17 protein-coding genes are annotated in these 20,510 nt (G+C 73.7%); 11 read left to right on the top strand and 6 right to left on the bottom strand.

Annotation, left to right across the window (positions count from 1 at the left end; translation table 11 throughout):
- Positions 1-12 precede the first annotated feature (12 nt).
- The gene (locus DSM104329_RS21020; RefSeq protein WP_259311810.1) at positions 13-744 is read left to right on the top strand and encodes a sugar transferase; all 732 of its coding nucleotides are present in this window, start codon (positions 13-15) and stop codon (positions 742-744) included.
- The gene (locus DSM104329_RS21015; RefSeq protein WP_259311809.1) at positions 741-2,006 is read left to right on the top strand and encodes a glycosyltransferase family 4 protein; all 1,266 of its coding nucleotides are present in this window, start codon (positions 741-743) and stop codon (positions 2,004-2,006) included. The genes DSM104329_RS21020 and DSM104329_RS21015 overlap by 4 nt, the downstream gene beginning before the upstream one ends.
- Here the strand turns inward: DSM104329_RS21015 and DSM104329_RS21010 are convergent.
- Positions 1,981-2,685: a response regulator transcription factor gene (locus DSM104329_RS21010; RefSeq protein ID WP_259311808.1), complete on the bottom strand. Its 705-nt coding sequence runs from the start codon at positions 2,683-2,685 to the stop codon at positions 1,981-1,983. The genes DSM104329_RS21015 and DSM104329_RS21010 overlap by 26 nt on opposite strands.
- Before the next feature lie 283 nt (positions 2,686-2,968).
- Between DSM104329_RS21010 and DSM104329_RS21005 the strand changes: the two genes are divergently transcribed.
- Both DSM104329_RS21005 and DSM104329_RS21000 read left to right on the top strand, forming a co-directional pair.
- Complete coding sequence (locus tag DSM104329_RS21005) at positions 2,969-3,616, top strand: response regulator (protein WP_259311807.1); 648 nt, start codon at positions 2,969-2,971, stop codon at positions 3,614-3,616.
- Between the two features lie 282 nt (positions 3,617-3,898).
- Entirely contained in the window at positions 3,899-5,002 is a 1,104-nt protein-coding gene (locus DSM104329_RS21000) for a Gfo/Idh/MocA family protein (RefSeq protein WP_259311806.1), read from the top strand.
- A 250-nt stretch (positions 5,003-5,252) separates the two neighbouring features.
- Here the strand turns inward: DSM104329_RS21000 and DSM104329_RS20995 are convergent, their stop codons facing one another.
- Both DSM104329_RS20995 and asnB read right to left on the bottom strand, forming a co-directional pair.
- Positions 5,253-6,173, bottom strand: a complete 921-nt coding sequence (locus DSM104329_RS20995; protein ID WP_259311805.1) for a glycosyltransferase — start codon at positions 6,171-6,173, stop codon at positions 5,253-5,255.
- Positions 6,170-8,098 (bottom strand): asparagine synthase (glutamine-hydrolyzing), encoded by a 1,929-nt coding sequence (asnB, locus tag DSM104329_RS20990; RefSeq protein WP_259311804.1) that lies wholly within the window; start codon positions 8,096-8,098, stop codon positions 6,170-6,172. Before asnB ends, DSM104329_RS20995 begins: the two co-directional genes overlap by 4 nt.
- Positions 8,099-8,174: 76 nt before the next feature.
- On the opposite strand from asnB, the gene DSM104329_RS20985 reads away from it, so the two are divergent.
- Genes DSM104329_RS20985 through DSM104329_RS20965 form a run of 5 tightly spaced genes read left to right on the top strand, consistent with a single transcriptional unit; the run spans position 8,175 to position 13,428 of the window.
- Positions 8,175-9,470, top strand: a complete 1,296-nt coding sequence (locus DSM104329_RS20985) for a glycosyltransferase family protein (protein ID WP_259311803.1) — start codon at positions 8,175-8,177, stop codon at positions 9,468-9,470.
- The gene (locus DSM104329_RS20980; RefSeq protein ID WP_259311802.1) at positions 9,467-11,086 is read left to right on the top strand and encodes an amino acid adenylation domain-containing protein; all 1,620 of its coding nucleotides are present in this window, start codon (positions 9,467-9,469) and stop codon (positions 11,084-11,086) included. The genes DSM104329_RS20985 and DSM104329_RS20980 overlap by 4 nt, the downstream gene beginning before the upstream one ends.
- Positions 11,067-11,357, top strand: coding sequence for an acyl carrier protein (locus tag DSM104329_RS20975; RefSeq protein ID WP_259311801.1), 291 nt, complete (start codon positions 11,067-11,069; stop codon positions 11,355-11,357). Before DSM104329_RS20980 ends, DSM104329_RS20975 begins: the two co-directional genes overlap by 20 nt.
- A complete protein-coding gene (locus DSM104329_RS28975; RefSeq protein WP_326924452.1) occupies positions 11,354-11,845 on the top strand; it encodes an acyltransferase in 492 nt (163 codons plus the stop codon). Before DSM104329_RS20975 ends, DSM104329_RS28975 begins: the two co-directional genes overlap by 4 nt.
- 32 nt (positions 11,846-11,877) lie before the next feature.
- Entirely contained in the window at positions 11,878-13,428 is a 1,551-nt protein-coding gene (locus DSM104329_RS20965; RefSeq protein ID WP_259311800.1) for a hypothetical protein, read from the top strand.
- 4 nt (positions 13,429-13,432) lie between these two features.
- Here the strand turns inward: DSM104329_RS20965 and DSM104329_RS20960 are convergent, their stop codons facing one another.
- The 3 genes from DSM104329_RS20960 to DSM104329_RS20950 form a co-directional block, all read right to left on the bottom strand.
- The gene (locus DSM104329_RS20960) at positions 13,433-14,953 is read right to left on the bottom strand and encodes a PKD domain-containing protein (protein WP_259311799.1); all 1,521 of its coding nucleotides are present in this window, start codon (positions 14,951-14,953) and stop codon (positions 13,433-13,435) included.
- 297 nt (positions 14,954-15,250) lie between these two features.
- On the bottom strand, positions 15,251-16,792 hold the full coding sequence (locus DSM104329_RS20955; protein ID WP_259311798.1) for a right-handed parallel beta-helix repeat-containing protein: 1,542 nt from the start codon (positions 16,790-16,792) through the stop codon (positions 15,251-15,253).
- Complete coding sequence (locus tag DSM104329_RS20950; protein WP_259311797.1) at positions 16,783-17,700, bottom strand: glycosyltransferase family 2 protein; 918 nt, start codon at positions 17,698-17,700, stop codon at positions 16,783-16,785. Before DSM104329_RS20950 ends, DSM104329_RS20955 begins: the two co-directional genes overlap by 10 nt.
- A gap of 99 nt (positions 17,701-17,799) precedes the next feature.
- Between DSM104329_RS20950 and DSM104329_RS20945 the strand changes: the two genes are divergently transcribed.
- Together DSM104329_RS20945 and DSM104329_RS20940 are read left to right on the top strand one after the other, a co-directional pair.
- The gene (locus tag DSM104329_RS20945) at positions 17,800-18,933 is read left to right on the top strand and encodes a glycosyltransferase (protein ID WP_259311796.1); all 1,134 of its coding nucleotides are present in this window, start codon (positions 17,800-17,802) and stop codon (positions 18,931-18,933) included.
- Positions 18,911-20,452, top strand: a complete 1,542-nt coding sequence (locus DSM104329_RS20940) for an oligosaccharide flippase family protein (protein ID WP_259311795.1) — start codon at positions 18,911-18,913, stop codon at positions 20,450-20,452. Before DSM104329_RS20945 ends, DSM104329_RS20940 begins: the two co-directional genes overlap by 23 nt.
- Positions 20,453-20,510: the final 58 nt, after the last annotated feature.

Here is a 20,510-nt window from a genome sequence, read left to right as displayed (position 1 = left end):
CGTTGAGTCGGCATGGCCGCCGAAGCACCTGTCACCCACGCCGGGACGTCGCTCACCGCCGGCGCCCCTCCGACGCCCGTCCCCAACTGGGACGCCATGCCGGACCGGATCGGCGAGCCGTGGTGGTCGGCGGCCGCCCGGCGGGCGCGAGACGTCACGGGAGCGGCCATCGTGCTCCTCTTCCTCTCGCCCGTGATGGCGGTCATCGCGATCGCCGTCCGTCTGAGCTCGCCGGGGCCGGCGCTCTTCCGCCAGCAGCGCATCGGGCGCGGCATGAGGCCGTTCACGGTCCTGAAGTTCCGCACGATGTGGACCGACAGCGACGCGGCGGCTCATCGTGAGTACGTGAGCGGCCTCATCGCGGGGACGCCCGACGGTCCGCGCCAGGGTCTGTACAAGCTTGCGGGCGACGACCGGGTCACCGGGATCGGCCGCTCGCTCCGCCGCTGGAGCCTCGACGAGCTGCCCCAGCTCTGGAACGTCCTGCGCGGCGACATGTCGCTCGTCGGCCCCCGCCCGGTGATCGCCTACGAGGTCGAGCGGTACCCCGAGTGGTACTTCGACCGCTTCCGGGTGCGCCCCGGGATGACCGGCCTGTGGCAGGTCAGCGGCCGCAACGAGCGCACGTACGAGGAGATGGTGAGCTTCGACGTCGAGTATGCGCTGACGACCACGCTGCGCGGCGACTGCGTGATCCTGTTCAAGACGCTCTGGGTCGTGGTCGCGCGCCGCGGCGTGGCATGACGCCGGTCGGCGCTCCAGGGACGCGGCGCCCGCTGCGCGTCTGCATGGTCCACTACTCCGACTACCGCACCGACTCGCGCATCCAGCGGCTGGCGGGGGCCCTGGCCGAGCGTGGCGACGAGGTCCACGCCGTCGGCGTCGGCGCGTCGGGCCGGACCATCCGCGGGCACGGGAGCGTCGAGATCCACGCGCTCGCGCCGGACCGGCGGCGAGGCTCGGCGCGGGCCCTTCTGCACGGCTACGCCGGGTTCACGGCCGCGGCCATGCGATGCGTCGCCACGCTGCACGCGCGCCGCCGCCTGGATCTCGTCGAGGCGCACAACATGCCGGACGCGCTCGTGGCCGCGGCGCTCGTGCCGAGGCTCGCCGGCGTGCCGCTCATCCTCAACGTGCACGACACGCTGCCCGAGCTGTTCGAGACGCGCTTCGGCGTGCGCGGAGGCGGCCTGCTGCGGCTCGAGGAGCGTCTTTCGGCCGCGGCCGCCGATGCCGTCATCACGGTGACGGAGGAGGCGAAGGCCGTGCTCGCGGCCCGGGGGGTCGGCGTGAACCGGACCGTCGTGGTGATGAACTCGCCCGACGAGCGCGTCTTCGGGCCGCCGCGGCCGCCGGTGTCCGTTCCGGACGCGGGGGAGGTCCGCGCGATCTATCACGGCGGCCTGCCCGAGCGGTTCGGCGTGGAGGTGCTCATCCGGGCCGTCGGCGCGCTGGGCGAGCGGGTGCCGCGCCTGCGGTTGAGCGTCCTCGGGTCCGGCGACGAACGGGATGCGCTCGCGTCGCTTGCGGCCGGCGTCGCGCCCGGCCGCGTGTCGGTCGCGCCGAGGCCGGTTGCCTTCACCGACATCCCGGCGCAGCTCGAGGCCGCGCACATCGGCGTGGTGCCCACGCTCAGCGACGCGTTCACGAACCTCCTGCTGCCGGTCAAGCTCCTCGAGTACGTGCACATGGGCCTTCCGGTCGCGAGCTCGCGGCTGGCCGGGATCGAGCGGTACTTCACCGGCGAGGAGCTGCGCTACGCGGATCCCGGCTCACCGGCGTCGCTCGCCGACGCGCTCGCGGAGCTGTGCGCGGACCCGCAGGCGGCCGCGGCACGCGCTGCGCGCGCCGCGGAGCGGATGCGCACCCTGCGCTGGGACGAGCAGCGGCGCGGGTATCTGGCGACGGTCGATGACCTCGTCGCGCGGCGGGTCGCGCGGACCTCCCGGCGGTGGCGTACGGCGTGGCCGCCGCTGGAGCTCAGGACGCCAGTACCGCGTCGATGAGGTCGCCCGCCGCTGCGATGGCGGCCTCGCGCCCGCGCACGCCGAGCTTGCGCTCCGCGCTCCGGAGATGGCTGTCGATCGTGTCGGGCGAGAGCCCCAGTTGGTCGGCCGCCTCCGCGGGGGCGCATCCGGCGCTCAGCAGGTCGAGCACCTGCCACTCGCGGTCGCTCAGCCGGCTGCGGACCGGGCGTATGCCCTGACCCGCCCGGGGAAGGGCCTGCAGGCGGTGGACCATCCGATCGATGACCTGGCGCGAGCTGATGACCTCGCCGCACGCGACGCCCTCGAGCGCCCGCAGCAGCGTCTCGTCGAAGACCGGCTGGGTCATGTATCCGCTGGCGCCCGCCAGGAGAACTCGCTCCTCGAGCTCAGGGTCCGGTTGCGCGGAGAGCACGACGGTCCGGACGCCGGGCGCGGTCCGGGCCAGCTCGCCCACGACGCTGACCGCGTCGCGCCGGCCGAGGTCGGGGCTCAGCAGCAGCAGGATCTGCGGGCGGCAGTAGCGGGCGAGCTCGACCGCCTCGACTCCGTCACCCGCCTCCGCCACCACGCGGAACCGGGCGCCTTCGATCACCTGTCGGGCCGTCCGGAGCCGGACGGGCTCACGGTCGGCGACGATGAGGCGCACCGGGTCGCCGGGGCGCGGAGGAAAATTGGAAACATGAGTGTTTTCATACATGGAGGAACCCGCCGAATTTCGGGTATTCCGGCATCTGGCGGAGAGGTTGAGAACATCCTGTGAAGGCCGATGCATCCCGCGGAACTGCTTTCCCCGCCGCGTGGATGCAGGCCCTTTACCCGCCGTGTGTTGATACTTATAGTCATCTTGACGAACGGGTGTCAAGTTACGACCGAGCGATGCCGATACCGGGAGTCCTCGGACCATGCCAGCCATGCAGACGATCGAACGTAGAGCCCCGTCATCTCCCATCCGCCGGTCGGCGCGTGATGCCCGCCGGACGGTGCTGGCGGACCCGGATCCGATCTCGCGTCAGGTCATCCGGCGCGCGCTGATCGCGACCCACGACTTCATGGTCGGCGCCGAGACGGGCGACGGCGCCAAGGCGGTCGAGATGGTCTGCGTGCAGCGCCCCGATTTCGCGGTGATCGAGGCGCGCATGCCGGGACAGGATGCGGCCGTCGCCATCCGTCAGATCGCGGAGCATGCTCCCGGGACCATCGTCGTGGTGTTCACGGCGGTGACGGACGACGACGTGCTGCTCGACCTCCTGCGGGCCGGCGCGGCAGCCGTCGTCTCCAAGGCGCAGGGCGTCGACAGCATGATCCGCGCGCTGCACGTGGTCGCCCGGGGCGAGGTCGTCATCCCCCGCACGCTGACCGCGAGCCTGATCGAGCGGATGCGGACCGTGCAGACCGCGGCCCGCGGCCTGCGTCCCGTGGACAGCCCGCTGACCGACCGGGAATGGGAGATCGTCGATCTGTTCCGGGCGGGCGCGTCGCCGAGCGAGGTGGCCGACGACCTCTTCCTGACCCGGGAGACGGTGTACCGGCATCTCAAGAACGTCATGCGCAAGCTCGGAGTCCATCGCCGGGCCGACGTCGTCGCGATCGCCGACCGCGTCGTGCGGACGTCGCTCGTCGCCGCCTAGCGGCCGGCAGCGCGGCGGCGCCAGAAGCACGTCGGCGACGGTCCGCGCAAGCCCTGCGCCTCCGGTGACGTTGATCCGATGATGGACGCAAGGATCGACCTGGTGGCGCACGGCGCCGAAGATCAGCGGAGCGGTGTGCGCGATCGCCGCCGCCGCCCGCGGTCGGGTGCCGGCCGCCCGGTCGATGGCGTCACGACCCGCCGTGACGCACGCGACGGCGGCCGCTTCGGCGCCGCCGCCGTGCCTTGCGGCTTCGTCTCATCCGGGCGGGGTCGCTGACCGGTGCTGCTCGTCGCCGCAGGCTCGCAGACCACGGTAGCGTCGCCGCTCGCGGACACACCCCCGATCGGCACCGCGGTGGTCGGCTACGGCTACTGGGGGCCGAACCTCGTCCGCAACGTCATCGAGCGCCCGGAGCTCGAGATGCGCGTGATGTGCGACACCGACCCGGTCCGCCGGCACGCCTGCGAGCGCCGCCATCCGGGGCTCGCCACGGTCACCGAGTTCGACCGCGTACTGGACGATCCCTCGATCGACGCCGTCCTCGTCGCGACGGCCCCGCGCACGCATCATGCGCTCGTCCGCCGCGCGCTGCTGGCGGGCAAGCACGTGCTCGTCGAGAAGCCGATGGCCAGGACGACGGCCGAGGCGCGCGACCTGATCACGGCCGCGCGGAACGCGGGTCGCGTCCTCATGCCCGGTCACACGTTCATCTACAGCCCCGCGGTTCGTCTCGTGGGAGAGCTGATCCGCGACGGCGTCGTGGGCGACGTCTACTTCGTCACGTCCTCGCGCATGAACCTCGGCAAGTACCAGAACGACGGGGTTCTCTGCGATCTGGCGCCGCACGACCTGTCGATCCTGTTCAGCTGGCTGGACCAGTGTCCGGTCCGGGTGTCGGCGTCGGGCTGCAGCGTCTACCGCAGCGACGTCGCGGAGACGGCGTTCATGACCGTCGGCTTCGCGGAGGGCGCCACCGCCAACATCCAGGTGTCGTGGCTGGCTCCGCGCAAGGTGCGCCAGATGGTCGTGGTCGGCAGCCGGCGCATGGTCGTCTACGACGACACCGCATCCGACGAGCCCGTGCGCATCTACGACCGCGGGATGGACTTCGGGCCGCCGCCGGCCAACTTCGGCGAGTACCAGCTCACGTATCGCACCGGCGAGGTGGTCATTCCCCGCGTGGAGCCCGCCGAGCCGCTCAGCCTCGAGCTGGCGGACTTCGCCCACGCCATCGTGACGGGCGCCCAGCCGCAGTCACACGCCGAGCTCGGCCTCGAGGTCGTCGGCGTCCTCGAGGCGGCCGAGACGTCCGTCGCCCGCCATGGCGCGCCGGTCGCCCTGCCGCACCTCGCCAGCGCGACGCGCGACGCGGTCGCCGGCTGACCCGCACCTCGCGGGCGCGACGCGCGACGGACGCCGTCGCCGGCTGATCCGCGCCTTACGGGTTGATCCGCGCCTTGCGGGGTTGATCCGCGCCTTGCGGGGTTGATCCGCGCCTTGCGGGGTTGATCCGCGCCTTGCGGGGTTGACCCGCGCCTCGGGTTGACCCGCGCCTCGGGTTGACCCGCGCCTCGGGTTGACCCGCGCCTCGGGTTGACCCGCGCCTTGCGGGTTGACCCGCGTCTCGCCGGCGCTACGCGCGACGCGGACGCCGGCCGACCAGTACGGCCATGACCGCCGCGCCGGCCTCGCGCCGGACCCGCAGGCGGAGCTGGCGCCGCACGAAGCGCCGCAGCTCGGGGTCGTCGATCCGCGGCTGGCGCCGGAGCACCGCCGCTGCGTATCCGGCGATGAACGCGGCGCCCGAGATGGCCCGCGGCCGGCGGCGGGCGACGCGGGCGGAGCGCGCCACGACCCAGTAGGCGGGGTAGTGGGCGAGGTACGCGCACGCGCCATGACGGGCGTGGCCGCGCAGGGTTCCGTCGGCGCTGCCGATCGGCCGGTGATGGGTGGCCACGAGCTGCGGCAGGTGCCGCGGGTCGAAGCCGCGCATCCGGGCGTAGGCCTCGTCGAGCGTGTCCCAGCCGAGGCACTCCGGAATGCCGCCGATGGCCTCCAGGCAGGCGGCCGAGTAGCACTTGACCGCGCCGTGGACGTGGTCGGGGGCGATCCGGATCGGCACGAGCCGATCGCCGATCGGCTCGACGAGGACGCCGCCGGCGAGTCCCAGCCGGGGCTCGCGGGCGAACGCCGCGAGGAGCTCGCGCAGGTACGAGGGCGGGAGCTCGATGTCGCCGTCCAGCTTCATGACGTGCGTGAACCCGGCCGTTCCGGCCACGCGCAACCCGGCGTTGAACGCGCGCGGGGCGGCCGCGAGGGCCAGCCGGTCAGGCGCGGCGTCCAGGTCGGGCGACGGCTCGCGGCTGACGACGTCCATGAACGGGACCTCGGGCGCGAGCTCGCGCAGGATGCGCGGGGTGTCGTCCGTCGAGGCGTCGTCCACGACGATCCAGCGCTCCGGCGGATGCTCCTGCGCCGCCATCGCCCGGACGACGCGCTCGATGTGCGCCGCCTCGTTGTGCACCGGCGAGATGACGAGGACTCGGTCGGTCACGCCGACGACACCGCCGCGGCGGGCACGGGCGCCGGCGCCGCGCGATCGAGGAACTCGCGTTGCCAGGTCTCGAGCATGTACAGGCTCCAGACGCGGAAGCCGGCCCGCTGATCGCCGGCGACCACGCGGCCGAGCATCGCCCGGATCCCCTTCTCGTCGAAGATCCCGCGGCCGAGGGTCACGGGGTCGAGCAGGACCTCGCGCACATCGGCATGCAGCTCTCCGGCCAGCCAGTCGCCCATCGGCACGGAGAAGCCCTGCTTGGGGCGGTCGAGGATCTCGTCCGGGATCCAGCCGCGCAGGGCCCGGCGCAAGATCCACTTCTTCTCGCGGCCCCGGATCTTCAGGTCCGACGGGATCGAGGCCGCAAGCTGCATGAGGTCGGCGTCCAGGAATGGCGAACGCGCCTCTAGCCCGTGAGCCATGGTGGCGATGTCCACCTTGGCGATCAGGTCGTCGGGGAGGTGCGTCGCGCCGTCGACCTCCAGCATGCGAGCCAGGACGTCATCACCGGAGGCCTGGTCCCAGACGCGGGTGATGACCGATTCGGCGGGGGCGGCCGACCCGAGCTCACCCAGGAACGCCGGGTCGTACAGGGCCCGGCGCTGAGCGGCGTCGCACCGCAGGACGTACGCGGCGTAGCGCTGTGCCGGGTCGAGGCCGAGCGTGACGCCCAGGCGGCGCGCCCGCGCGACGGCGGCGGGCGCCGACTCGCCGGCGGGCAGGCGACGCGCCAGCAGTGCGGCCGCACGGCGGACGCCGGCCGGCAGCCCGTCGAGCCGCGCCGCGAGCGTGTTGGCCACGAAGCGCGTGTAGCCGGCGAAGCACTCGTCGCCCCCGTCGCCGGTGAGCGCCACCGTCACGTGGCGGCTCGTCAGCTCCGAGAGCAGGAAGGTGGGGATCGCGGAGGAGTCCGCGAACGGCTCGCCGTAGTGGCGGACGATGCGGGGGACGATGGCGATCGCGTCCGGGCGGACGACGAACTCCTCATGGTCGGTGCCGAACAGCTGGGCGATGCGGCGCGCCTGGGGCAGCTCGTCGAAGGGCTCGTGGTCGAACCCGATCGAGAACGTCCGCACGGGCGCGCTGCTGCATTCGGCCATGGCGGCCACGACGGCCGACGAGTCGATCCCGCCGGAGAGGAAGGCGCCGATCGGGACGTCGGCCACCATCCGGCGTCGCGTCGCGGCGCGCAGCTCCTCGCGGATGCGCTCCTCGAGCTCGTGCTCGTCGCCGACGTCCAGCGGGGAGCCGAAGTCGAGCTGCCAGTAGCGATCCAGGAACAGCCGCCCATCCTGCGCGATCAGGCGCCGGCCGGGCTCGAGCTTGCGCACTCCGGCGAACGCGCTGAGCGGCGCGGGCACGTAGCCGAACGCCAGGTACCGGTCGATCGCCACGGGGTCGAGGCGCCGCGGCAGCTCGTGGTCCTGCATCAGCGCGCCGAGCTCGGAGGCGAACGTGAGCGCCCCGTCCCCGGGGGCGTAGAACAGCGGCTTCTTGCCGACGCGGTCGCGCGCGAGGAGCAGGAGTCGCCGGCGCGCGTCCCACAGCGCGAAGGCGAACATGCCGTGCAGGTGCTTGACGCAGTCGACGCCGTAGTCCTCGTAGAGGTGCACGATCGTCTCGGTGTCGCCGCCGGTCGAGAACCGGTGGCCGGCCTGCCGCAGCCGCCGGCGCAGCGACTGGTAGTCGTAGATCTCCCCGTTGAGGACGACGACGACCGAGCCGTCCTCGTTGGCCACCGGCTGGTCGCCGTGCACGGTGTCGACGACCGCCAGGCGCTGGATCCCCAGACCGACGGGTCCGTCGAAGTGCGATCCGCGCTGGTCGGGCCCGCGGTGCTCCTGGGCGGCCGACATCCGGTCGACGAGACCAGGATCGACGGGCCGCCCGTCGTGGCGCAGTTGTCCGGCAATTCCACACATCGCGAGATCAACGGCTCCGAGGGGGCGTTCCTCGCGTTGCAAGAGCCAGGCCTCGGAGCGCGTTGATGGCGCAGACATGACCCGCCCCCATCGCGTCCTCGTCCTCGTCCCCGGTGCGCTCGGGGACCGCCTCAGCGGCCCCGAGATCCGCGCTTGGGAGCTCGCGCGCGGGCTCGCCGCCGACCACGACGTGACCGCGGCCGTCCGGGCACCCGTCTCGGGCCACCGGGACGGGGTGCGCCTCGTGCCGTGGACGCGGCGGCGCGTGTTCGGGGAGGCGCTGCGCCACGACGCGGTGCTGTCGTCCTGCCTGCCGCCGTTCCTGCTGGCCGTCAAGCCCGTCCACCGGACGGTGGCGATCTCCGACCAGTACGACCCGCAGGAGCTCGAGCTGGCCACGCTCGCGAGCGACCGTGCCCGCGACCGCGAGATGCGCGCCGCGACCGCCGTGCGCCGGCTTCAGCTGCGTCACGCCGACCTCGTGCTCTGTGCCGGCGTCCGTCAGCGGGAGGCCCTGCTGGAGGTGTGGCCCGACGGCGCCACCGCGCCCCCGCCGATCGTGATCCCCTTCGGCATCCCGCCGGCGCCCCCGCCACCGCGGCGGCGTCCGCTGCGCGAGCGCTTTGCGCAGATCGGCGAGCACGACACGGTCGTGCTCTGGTGGGGCAGCATCTGGCGCTGGCTCGACGCGGCGACGGCCATCCGGGCGATCGCGGCCATCGCCGCGCGGCGTCCGGACGTCAAGCTGGTCATCACCGCGGGCCGCGTGCCGTCCGGGGGCGGCGACCGCTTCGAGGCGGCCGGCGAGGCGCGGGCGCTGGCGCACTCGCTGGGCGTGCTGGACCGCAGCGTCTTCTTCGTCGACGACTGGATCGCCTACGACGAGCGCCACGAGGTGCTGGCCGATGCCGACCTCGGCATCACGCTGCCGCTCGATTCGGCCGAGGCCCACCTGGCGGCGCGGGCGCGGTACATGGACTACCTGTGGGCCGGGCTGCCGTGCGTGCTGGGCCGCGGCGACGAGACCGCCGGCGAGTTCGCCGAAGCGGGGTTCGCGACGCTCGTCGATCCCGGCGACCCGCACGCGGTGCAGCGGGCCGTGCTGGCGCTCGCCGACGACCCCCGCGCGCTCGACGCGGCGCGCCAGGCCGGCCGGAAGCTGGCCGACGAGCGGCGCTGGACGTCCGTCGCCGCCACGCTGCGCGCCGCCCTGCGCTCGAGGCCCGCGCCGCGGCGGACCGGCCCCGGCCGCGAGCTGGCCGATCTCATGGCCGGCGCGACGTCCTACTACGCGTCGCAGGCGAGCATGCGGATGGCGCACGCGGCGCCCCGGTGGAAGGACGCCGCGACGGCGCGCGTTGATCCGGCGTGACGACGCATTCCTGCATCCCTCTGCTGGAGGGCTTTCTCGAGTCGGTGCGGCGCGACCGCCGCCGTCCCGCGCTGCATGTGCGTGGCGAGACCCTCTCCTACCTCGCGCTGCACGACCGCGCGGCGGCGCTCGCCGCGACGCTCCAGCGCATGGACACCGGCGACGGGCCACCGCTGACCGCGGTCTTCGGGGCGCGAAGCGCGACGGCGTTCGCCGGCGTTCTCGGCGCGCTCATGCGCGGCCACGGCTACGTGCCCCTGCACCCCAACCATCCCGCGGAGCGGTGCCGGGCCATGCTCGAGCGCGCCGGCTGCCGCGCAGTCATCGCCGACGCGGGTGCGACCGGGCGCCTCGACGCGCTGCTGCACGGGTTGGACCAGGCGCTGGTCATCCTTCTGCCGGACGACGACGGCGCCGAGGCCGCGCGGCTGGGCCGGCGCTGGCCGCAGCACACCATCCTGGCGGCCGCCGCAATGGCGCCGGCTGCGGCGCTCGAGCCGGTCGCCGTCGAGCCGGATGCGCTCGCGTATCTGCTCTTCACGTCCGGCAGCACCGGGACGCCGAAGGGCGTCATGGTGACGCAGCGCAACGTCCGCGCGTTCGTCGATGCGGCCGTCGACCGGTACGCGATCGGGCCCGACGACCGCCTGTCGCAGATGTTCGACCTCACGTTCGATCTGTCGGCGTTCGACATGTTCGTGTCCTGGCAGCGCGGCGCCTGCCTGTGCTGCCCGGGCGAGCGCGATCTCATGGCCCCGGGACGGTTCATCCGCGAGAACCGCCTGACCGTCTGGTTCTCGGTGCCGTCCGTGGGCGTCTTCGCCCGCCGGCTGGGCCTGCTTCGCCCCGGCGCGTTCCCGTCCCTGCGCCTGAGCCTGTTCTGTGGCGAGCCGCTGCCGGCGGAGGTCGCGACGGCGTGGGCCGCCGCCGCCCCCAGATCGGTGGTGGAGAACCTCTATGGGCCGACCGAGGCCACGATCGCCTGCACCGTCTACACGTGGGACCCGGAGTCGGGCCCCGCCGAGGCGCTGCACGGCGTGGTGCCCATCGGCGCTCCGCTGCCCGGCATGCGCGCGCTCGTCGCCGGCGACGATCTGCTCGAGGTCCCTCCGGGAGGCGAGGGCGAGCTGCTCATGGCCGGGCCGCAGGTCAGCGCCGGGTACTGGCGCGATCCCGAGCGGACCGCGGCCGCGTTCGTCGTCCCACCGGGTCGCCGCGAGGTGCACTATCGCACCGGAGACCGGGCGCGGCGCCCGGTGGGCGACGGCCCTCTGTGCTTCCTCGGGCGCCGCGACCACCAGATCAAGGTGCTCGGGCATCGCGTCGAGCTCGGCGAGGTGGAGGCGGTGCTGCGCGACGCGTCGGGCGTCGACGCCGTCGTCGCCGTGGGCTGGCCGCGCACGGCCACGGGCGCCACGGGCATCATCGGCTTCATCGGCGACACGACCATCGACGGCGATCGCGTGCTGGAGCTCGTCCGCGGCCGGCTGCCGTCGTACATGGTGCCCCGCGAGCTGCGCGTCCTGGCCGAGATCCCGCTCAACGCGAACGGGAAGATGGATCGGGGCGCATTGCTGCGCAGCCTGGAGGAGCCGCGTGTTCCCGCCGTCGGCTGACGAGGTCCGCCGGGCGCTGCTCGAGGCCTGCGGTGACGGGCTGGCGGCGGTCGGCCTGACCCCGGAGACGGCGGGCGACGACCTGGATCTCCGTGAGGCCGGCATCGTCGACTCGCTCGGCTTCGTCGAGCTGGTGGTGACGCTCGAGGAGCGGCTGGGCATCGAGCTCGATCTCGATCGCCTGGACCCGGAGCGGCTGACCGTGGTGGGCGCGCTCGTCGAGCTCGGCGCGCGCGCAGCCACGCCGGACGGCGTGCGAGCGGCGTCGTGAGGACCGAGTCGCTGCTGCCGGCGCTTCAGCGCCGCGTGCTCGGGGCGCTCGCGCTCTATGCACCCGGTGCCGAGTCCGTGCGCGTGTGGCTGCACCGGCGGCGGGGGGTGGCCATCGGGCAGGCGGTCTTCATCGGCACCGACGTCATGATCGAGACGGCGCACCCCCAGCTCGTCCACATCGGCAACCGGGTCGAGATCGGCGCTCGCACCATGATCGTCGCCCATCAGCAGGGCGAACCGGTGCGCCCGGGCGACGTGTCCGTGCGCATCGGGGACGAGGCCTATATCGGGCCCGGCGCGATCCTGCTGCCGCACGTGACGGTGGGCCGCGGCGCCGTCGTCCACGCCGGGAGCGTCGTCACGCGCTCGGTCGCGCCGCTGACCATGGTGCGCGGCAACCCGGCCGAACCGGTTGCCCGCTGCGGCACGCCGCTGCGCCGCGACATCCCGCTGCGCACCTTCTACCGCCAGCTGCGGCCGATCTGAGAATGGACGCCTCGACGAGAGCCGCCCCGGCGGTGGTCGGCATCGTTCCGGCGGCGGCGTTCGCCGCGCGCCCGCGCCTGCTCGCGGCGCTCGAGTGCGCGCTTCCGGTGCGCTTCGAGCCGCGCGAGCCGGGAGATGCCGACGGGCTCGATGGGCTCGTTCGCGTCGGGGTCGAGGCACCGCCGCCCCCGGGGCGGCCGTGCCTCGACGCCGCTGCCGACGAGCGGCCTGACGGGGGCCGCCCGGTGCCCGTCCGGCTGGAGCCGGGGGCCGGGCTCGACGCACGGCTCTGCGGTGCGACGCTGACCGACGGCCCGGCCGCCACCGTCGCCCCGCTGCGGCTGACCGGGCCGGCGATGCCCATGGCCCGCCGCGGCGACGACGTGCTCTGGGCCCGTGGGGTCGGTCGGTGCGAACGGGTCGCGATGGCACCGTGTGAGCTGGCAGCCCACGAGACGTTGCGCCACCGTCTGGTGCCGGGCCGGTGTCTGGGCCTTCTGGCGCTCGTGCACTTCCTGCGCGGCGTGTGCTCGGGCGCCCTCTGGTCGCCTCCGCCGCTGCGCGCCGCGTTCATCCTCGACGACCCCAACCTCCACTGGCCCACGTACGGCCATGTCGACTTCGCCGAGCTGGCCGGGGACGCCGAGCGGCACGGGTACCACGTCGCGATGGCGACGACTCCGCTCGACGGCTGGTTCGCCCACCCGCGTGCGTGCGGGGTCTTCCGCCGCCACGACCGCCGGCTGTCGCTGCTCGTTCACGGCCGGCTGCATCACGGTCCGGAGCTGGGCCGGCTGCGGGACCCGGCTGCGGCGACGAGCTGGGCCCACGACGCCCTGCACCGCGTGGCCAGGCTCGAGCGGAGGGCGGGGCTGCGGATCGCGCGCGTCATGGCGCCGCCGCACGAGCGGCTGTCGGAGGCGGCGGCGGTCGGCTTGATGGCCGGCGGCTTCGAGGCCGTCACGATGTCGCGGCCCTATCCGTGGGTCGAGGGCGACTGGCTGGCGCAGCCGGCGGGAGGCGGGCCGCTCGTCGGCTGGGAGACCACCGACCAGGTCGCCGGGGGCCTGCCGGTCCTCCTGCGCAACGGGTTCGACCATCCGCGGGAGGATCTCGTGTTGCGGGCGTTCCTCGACCAGCCGCTCGTGCTCTACGGACATCAGCAGGAGCTCGCGGGCGGCCTCGACCGCCTGCGCGAGGCGGCCGCCCAGATCAACGCGCTGGGTCCCGTTCGCTGGGGGTCGATGGAGTGCCTGGCGCGCCGGAGCTTCGACACGCGCCGGGATGGCGCGCGGATGTTCGTGCGGCTGTCTGCGCGATGCGCGCGCGTGGAGGTGCCCGACGGCGTCCGCGAGCTCGTCGTGTCGCACTCGGCCGGCGCCTGGGAGCCGCGGGCGGTGCCGTTCGAGGGGCCCGGCGTGGCGGAGCTGTCGATCGGCGCGCGCATGCCCCCCGGCGACCGCCTTCGCGCGCCCGTGGCCGCGATCGTCCGGCGGATCGTCACCGAGGGTCGCGACAGGATCGCGCCGCTGCGGGCCGCAGGGACGCGGGCGCTCGCGCGCCCGCGTCCGCGTCCGGGTTGACCGGCTACCAGCTCGTGCCGGCGCGCTGGCGGATGCCCGCCGCCGGATGGTCGGTGCTCAGCCAGGCGGTGCTGAACGTCAGGGCCGAGTCGGTCACGCCGCCGGCCACCGTGCCGTACTGCACGACGTTGCCCGAGGCCTTCGTCCACGTGGCGGTGCCCTCGACGCGGGCCAGGATGTTGTTCGTCAGGACGTGACGCCCCCGGAAGTACCCTGACCGGTTCGCGCTCGGCTGCGGCGGTCCCTGCCGGATGATCGTGTTGTGGTCGATCGTCCAGTTGTCGGCCACCGAGCCGTCGGACTCGTCCTTGAACATCGGCGAGTAGTTGCGGTTCTCCCGGATCAGGTTGTCCTGGAAGAGCACCGGCACGTCCGACCAGCCGTGCACGAGCAGCTGCCCGGCCGGGTAGCCGTCGGCCGGCGTGGCGGTCTCGTCGTAGTAGCCGACGTGGTGGATGTGATTGCGCAGGATCCGCGCCTGGGCGCTCCCCGCGAGGCTCATGATCTGCAGCGAGTCCGAGTGCTCGCTGGACCCGGGCTCGGCCGCCACGTACGCGATCTCGTTGCGCTCCACGCGCAGCGCGGCGACACCGGCGAGCTGCATCCCGTCGGCTCCGATGTGGTGGATCTTGTTGTCGATGACGTTGAGCCCGTTGATCGGCTCTCCGTTGCCGTTGACGGCGCGGATCGCATAGCCCGCGTTGCCCGAGTTGCCGGCGTTCGTCCACGCCAGCTCGCTGTGCTGGAGGGTGATGCGGTCGTTGCCGCCGCGGACCGACAGCAGGGCGGTCGGCATCGTCCTGGCCGCGCGCGTGCCACCGACGGTGAGGTTGCTCAGCACGATGTCAGAGCCGTGCGTACGCCCCGAGCGGTCCGGGAACGAGATGCCGCCGGTGACCCGGGCGCGGTCGAGCGTGATGTTGGCCGCTCCGTCGAACGTCACGTTCGCGAAGCTCGCCGTCCCGTTGCCCTGGAAGGTCACGCGCTGGCCCGGGCGGGCCGTGAGCGTGACGCTCCCGATGCTGCCTGACACCGTGCACACCTTCCCGGCGCTGTCGGCCGCTCGCGCCTGCATCTGCGCGGCGGTGGTGACGGTGCAGCCCGATGGGACCGGCGTGGGGGTCGGAGTCGGAGTCGGGGTCGGGGTCGGGGTCGGCGTAGGAGTCGGGCTCGCTGCGGCGACCGTCACGTTGCGCACCCCCGTCGCGCCGGCGCCCGACGCGTTGCGGACGAGGAGCCGGACGGACTTCGTGCCGGGATCGCTGAACGTGAACTGGATGGTGCGGCCGGTGCCCAGCGGCCAGCTCACGCCGCCGCGGCCGTCCGGCCCGTCGTCGCTCCAGGTGTACGTGCACGGTCCGGCGTCGCAGTTGCTCGCCGGTGCGCTGAACGTGACCGCCTGTCCGGCGACCGGGGTGGATGGCGAGTAGCTGAAGCTCGCCGTGGGTGCGGCCGATGCCGCCGCCGGAGCGACGGCGCCAATGAGCAGCAGGCTCAGCAGAGCCGGCTTGATCGAGAATCGCATATGCGGTTTTTTCCCCTGCGTTGGCGGCACCGCGGCCGCCAACGACTCGACCTCCCGCATCGCGCCGGAAGTCTGAAGATCGCCAGGGGGGCTGGTGCCGTCTGTTTTGCTCGCCTCCCGCGCGACGAGCACCACTGTCCTACTGTCCGGCGCTCGAGCGACCGGACGACCGTCCGGCACCCTTGGCGTTCGGCCTCGGCAGGACGGTCACGTCACCCGCGGACGAGGTGTCTGCGGACGACGCGGGCGTGGACTATACCCCTCAGCCGCCGGACCGGCGGTCTCCCCGTTGCAGGCTCAGGGGATGCGGACGGTGCGGATGGCCTGCGAACGGCCGCCGCGGCGCGCCGTGGCGCGCACGGTGACCACGTAGGTCCCCGGGGCCAGGCGGCGGCCCAGCGGTGCGGACCACATCCCGCGATCGCGCACCTGGGTCGTGAGCGAGCGCGACCGGCCCGCCTGGGGTTCGATCGAGACGCGCAGGGCGGCGGCGGCGCCGGCGTACCCGCGGACGCTGCTGGACGTCAGCCCGATGGCGTCGAGCGCGGGCCCGGCCGGAGACGACTGGTAGGCGCCGAGATCGGGCCCGTCGCCGCGGCTGCGGCCCGCGAGGTCGGTGGGCATCCCGACCGCCGAGTCGCCTGCGCCCGTGCCGCGGCTGCCCGTGACGAGGTGGAAGTCGCCGGCGGCGGCATCGGCGAAGCGGGGCATGCCGCCGACGATGTCGTGCCGGCCCCAGCGGCTCGGCCCCGAGCCGGGCGTCACGATCCAGTTGAAGTCCTCGGTGCCCCAGAGCGCCTCGTAGCTGATCGCCCGGTGGCCGGCCGCGGCCCGCACGATGTTGTTGGCGATCACGTAGCCGCTGCCGTCCGGCACTCGGTCGTCGCGGCGGAAGACGATGCCGTACGAGTCGTTGAGGATGGTGTTGCCGATGACGCGCAGCCCGGTCGTGTTGTAGAGCTGCATCTCGTAGCCGTCGGAGCCGTGGTCGAAGAGGTTGTTCGCGATGAGCACGTCGCGGTGCGGCTGGGCGGCCGACGAGAACTGCAGCAGCAGCCCGGAGGAGGTCCCGGTGTGGCGAACGACGTTGTCGGTGAACGTCAGGTGGTCCGATGTGCCGAAGACCTGCCACAGATCGGCGTGGGCGTCGGGGTGCGAGCCCGCCAGGCTGGGGCCGAGGAACGTGTTGCCGGTGACCGTGATGAAGCTGCCGCCGCCCTGGATGTAGTCCTCACCGACGCTGCGGATCGTGTTGTGGGTGATCTCGATGCGCGCGACGTTGCCCGCCATCGTGATGCCGTAGCCCTCGGCGACGCCCTGTTCGCCGGTGTAGTCGATGTCGTGGATCGTGTTGCCGGCGATCAGGACGTCGCTGACGAGGCCGGCCGGGTCGACCCACCCGTACAGGTAGAGCCCGCTGCGCTGGTTGCCGATGTCGTTGCCGACGATCTGCAGGTGATCGCCGGACTGGAGCACGTCGAAGCGCGACGTCACCCGGAACCCCTGGATGCGCAGGTGGTCGCTGCGCGAGAGCTCGACGCCGTCGAGCGTGACCGGCGCGCCGGGCGCGGCGAGGACCGTCACGGTCGCATCGCGGTGGTATCCGTCGACCTTGAGCTGGGGGTAGTCGCTGCCGTGCACGACGATGGTGTCGCCCGCGGAGGCGAGGTCCAGCGCGCGCGGGATCGAGCACAGCGGCGTGGCCGGCGACGCGGCCGCAGTGGCGGTGCGGTCGTCGCTGCACGTCCCGGAGCTGCGGTCGACGTGCAACTGCGGAGGGCCGCCCCCGTTGGCCGAGAGCACGAGCGACAGCAGGAGGGCGAGCACGGTCAGCGCCATCCCGGATCCGTGCGCGGCGGCCCCAGCCCGCGCGCGGCGTCCTCGGCGCGCAGGACCGCGAGCAGCGCGGCGAGGTGGCCGCGGGCGTAGCCGCGGCCCGCTCTTGCGACCGCGTGCGTCGCCTCGCCGACGGCGATCGCGGCGATCTGCAGCGCCGCGGACGCCGGCGACGCATGCAGCCGGGCATAGCGCACGCGGCTGCGGGCCAGCGCGGGGAGGAGATCCTGCCGCGGCGCGGAGGCTCCGCCTGCGTGGGTCGCGGTCGCCCGCGGCTCATACCGGATGGTCAGCCCCTCGTCGCGGATCCGCCGGCACACGTCCGTGTCCTCGCTGTAGAGGAAGAAGCCCTCGTCGAGGCCGCCGATGCGCTCGAGCACCTCGCGGCGCACGAGCATGCAGGAGCCCGACACCCAGTCGGGCTCGCTCGCGAGGTCGCCGCCGCCGTGCAGCAGCTCGTCAGTGCGAGGTATGAGCCGGTGCAGCATCAGCGCCTGCCCCCACGCCGTCGCGACGCCCGGGAAGCGCCGCCGGCTCGCGACGAGATGACCGTCGGCGTCCATGATGCGCGGGGCCACGAGCCCGACGTGCGGCTCGCGTTCGAGCACGCCGACGAGCACGTCGAGGTCGGCGGCGCTGAGCACCGCGTCCGGGTTGAGCAGGAGCACGTACGGGGCCTCACCGCGGGCGATGCCGAGGTTGCAGCCGTAGGCGAAGCCGCCGTTGCGCGGCGCGCGGACCGCGTCGACGGCGAGGTCGGCGATCGTGGCGAGCGAGTCGTCGTCGGACGCGTTGTCGACGACGACGACGTGCGCGCCCGGCACCGCCGCGAGCGGACCTACGCTCTCGCGCAGCGTGCGCGCGCTGCGGTAGCTGACGATGACGGCGTCGACGCTCGCCTTGACCGTCATCGGCTCGGAGCGGTGCCGGACACTGCTGCATCAACGGCTGATGCGGGACCGGGCTTGCGCCGCCCGCAAGACGTCGCCGCGGACTGCCGTTGATGGGGCGTGAGACCACGCTCCGCGGCGGACCGGCGCCGCACCCCGATCCTGCTCGCGGTGCACAGCGCCCGGGTCGGCGGCGCCCAGCTCATGGCGCTCGACGCCGCGGGCTGGCTGGCCGACCGCCACGAGCTGCACATCGCCGTGCGGCGCGGCCCGCTGTACGAGCGGTTCGCCGCAGCCGGCCGGCCGATGCGGGCGAGCCCGACGATGACGTTCGGGTGGGGGAGCCGCCGGCGCTGGCTGCTCGAGCTCGCGCGCTCGGTGCTCGATGCCCCGCGGATCGCCCTTTACGTCCGCCGGCACCGCATCCGGGTCGTCCACACCAACAGCACGGTGCTGCTCGGCCCGGTCATCGGTGCCTGGCTGGCGCGGGTGCCCGTCGTCGTCTATGCCCGGGAGCTGCCGCCCGATCGCCGGTCGCGGCTGCTGTTCAGTCTGCTCGGGGCGTTCGCCGACACCGTCGTGGCCGTCTCCAGCGCCGTCGAGTCGGCGTTCGCCGGGGCACGCGGCGCGCGGGTCGTGCGCATCTCGGACGGGATCCCGATCCCGCCCGTGCCCGCCCCGCGTGAAGGCTTCGGCTCTCCGCTGCGCCTCTGCCTGGTCGGGACGGTCAACCGCGACGGGCGCAAGGGTCAGGACGTGGCGATCGACGCGGTCGCCCGGCTGACAGAGCGTGACGTCGATGTCCGTCTCGACCTCGTCGGGCCGATCCAGCAGGAGACGAGCGCGGCGGCGCTGGCGCAGCGAGCCGCGGCGCGGGGCGTCGCCGATCGCGTGCGGCTCGCCGGCGTCAGCGACCGGGTCGGCGACGTGCTCGCGAGCAGCGACATCCTGCTGTCCTGCGCGCACAGCGAGCCGCTCGGCCTCACGATCATGGAGGCGCTGGCCCGCGAGACGCCCGTGGTCGCCACGCGCGTCGGCGGGGTGCCCGACATCGTCCGCGACGGCGAGACGGGCATCCTCGTCGCGCCCGGCGACCCGGCAGCGGTCGCCGCCGGGGTGGGCGAGTTGGTCGCCGATCCGGCGCGCGCGCGGGCGATGGCCGCACGCGGCCGGATCGACATCGCCAAGCGCTTCGACCGCACGGACGCGCTGCGCGCACTGGAGGCCGAGATTGCCCGCGCCGCAGCCTCCTGAGCACCACAACCTGTCGCGGGCGACGCTGAAGGTCGCCGCGATCGAGGGCGTGCGCTGGATGGCGCTCGCCCGGCTCGCCGCGGAGATGCTCACGGTGAGCTCGTCGATCGTGCTCGCGCACCTCGTCTCCCCGCGTCAGTTCGGCATGCTGGCCGTGGCGGTGATCGTGCGCGAGCTCGCGCTCATGACCGCCAACGAGGGCGTCGGCAGCCCGCTCGTGCAGCGCCGCGACATCGGCCGCGCCCATCTCGAAGCGGGCGTCATGCTCGCCCTCGGCATGGGCCTGGCCCTGTCGCTCTTCACGCTGCTCGTCGTGCCGCTGGCGACGACGCCGCTGTTCGGCGCCGAGACGACCCAGCTGTTCCGCCTGTTCTCGCCATCCTTCCTGCTCGTGGCGATCATGATCGTCCCGCTGGCGCAGCTGCAGCGCGAGCTGCGCTTCCGGCGGATCGGCACCATCGAGGTGTGCGGCGTGCTGGCCAGCGCGGCGGTGTCGCTCGGCCTCGCGTTCGCCGGCCTCGAGGCGAAGGCGTACGTGCTCGGCATGCTCACCGGCCTCGCGGTGCTCGCGGTGGGCTATCAGGCCAGCGTCCCGCGCACGCTGCCCCGCTGGCACCGGCGCGAGGCCCGCGAGATCCGGCGCTTCGGCGTCCCCGCCGCCGCGGCCGGGCTGGCCGGGATCGGGTACCGCAACGTCGACTACATCGTCATCGGCGGGCGCCTCGGGCCGCTGATGGCCGGCTACTACTACCGGGCCTACACGCTCGGCGTCGAGTACGAGGCCAAGCTCACCGGGGTGCTCGCCCGCGTCACGTTCCCGCTGTACTCGCGCACCGAGGACCTCGACCACCTGCGCAGCCTGCGGCTGCGCATCGTGCGCCTCAACGCGACCCTCGTCTGGCCTCTGCTGGCCTGCTTCATCGTCATCGCGCCGGTCGCCGTGCCCTGGATCTTCGGCGCGCGCTGGGAGCCCGCCGTCGTGCCGGCCCAGTTCCTGGCGGTCGCCGGCATGGCCTCCACGCTGCGCAACGGCACGAGCCCGCTCATCCTCGCCGCCGGCCATCCGCGGGCGCTGCTGGGCTTCTGCGTCGTCGAGGCCGTGGCGTACGCGGGGACCGTGTGGGCGGCGTCCTTCGCGGGTCTGACCGCGGTCGCGGCGGCGGTGAGCGGCTTCCAGGTCGTGGCGCTGTGCGCCGCATACGCCGTCATGCTCGGGCCGATGGTGGGCGTCCCGCTGCGCCAGTTGGCGCGCGACGTGGCGCCGGCGGGTCTCTGCTCGCTGGCGCTGGTGGTCGTGGGCTGGCCGCTGGCCCGGACGCTCACCGGCACGCTGCCGGCGCTGCCGTTCGTCGTCGTCGTGTCGCTGGCCTGCGCCGCGGTGTACCTGGTCGCGCTGCGCACGCTGTTCCCTGCCGCCTGGTCGGATCTGGAGCTGCTCGTGCGCAGCCTCCTGCGACGGCCGCCGCCGGACGCGTCGCGCGCCCCGCTCGTCCCCGCGGCGCCCGCGCCCTCGCGATAGAAGAACGCGCCGCCCGGGCCGTTGGTCGGGTATGGATCACGACCCGCAGCGGGAGGCG

The sequence above is a fragment of the Capillimicrobium parvum genome, from assembly GCF_021172045.1.
GTDB lineage: Bacteria > Actinomycetota > Thermoleophilia > Solirubrobacterales > Solirubrobacteraceae > Capillimicrobium > Capillimicrobium parvum.
The sequence above is the reverse complement of the archived record's forward strand: the minus strand, read 5'-3'. Positions and strand labels throughout refer to the sequence as shown.

Coding starts and splice junctions, on each gene's coding strand:
- asnB (WP_259311804.1), bottom strand. CDS start 8,098: ATGTGTGGAATTGCCGGACAACTGCGCCACGACGGGCGGCCCGTCGAT.
- DSM104329_RS20960 (WP_259311799.1), bottom strand. CDS start 14,953: ATGCGATTCTCGATCAAGCCGGCTCTGCTGAGCCTGCTGCTCATTGGC.
- DSM104329_RS20985 (WP_259311803.1), top strand. CDS start 8,175: ATGACCCGCCCCCATCGCGTCCTCGTCCTCGTCCCCGGTGCGCTCGGG.
- DSM104329_RS21020 (WP_259311810.1), top strand. CDS start 13: ATGGCCGCCGAAGCACCTGTCACCCACGCCGGGACGTCGCTCACCGCC.
- DSM104329_RS20955 (WP_259311798.1), bottom strand. CDS start 16,792: ATGGCGCTGACCGTGCTCGCCCTCCTGCTGTCGCTCGTGCTCTCGGCC.
- DSM104329_RS21010 (WP_259311808.1), bottom strand. CDS start 2,685: ATGTATGAAAACACTCATGTTTCCAATTTTCCTCCGCGCCCCGGCGAC.
- DSM104329_RS20950 (WP_259311797.1), bottom strand. CDS start 17,700: ATGACGGTCAAGGCGAGCGTCGACGCCGTCATCGTCAGCTACCGCAGC.
- DSM104329_RS21015 (WP_259311809.1), top strand. CDS start 741: ATGACGCCGGTCGGCGCTCCAGGGACGCGGCGCCCGCTGCGCGTCTGC.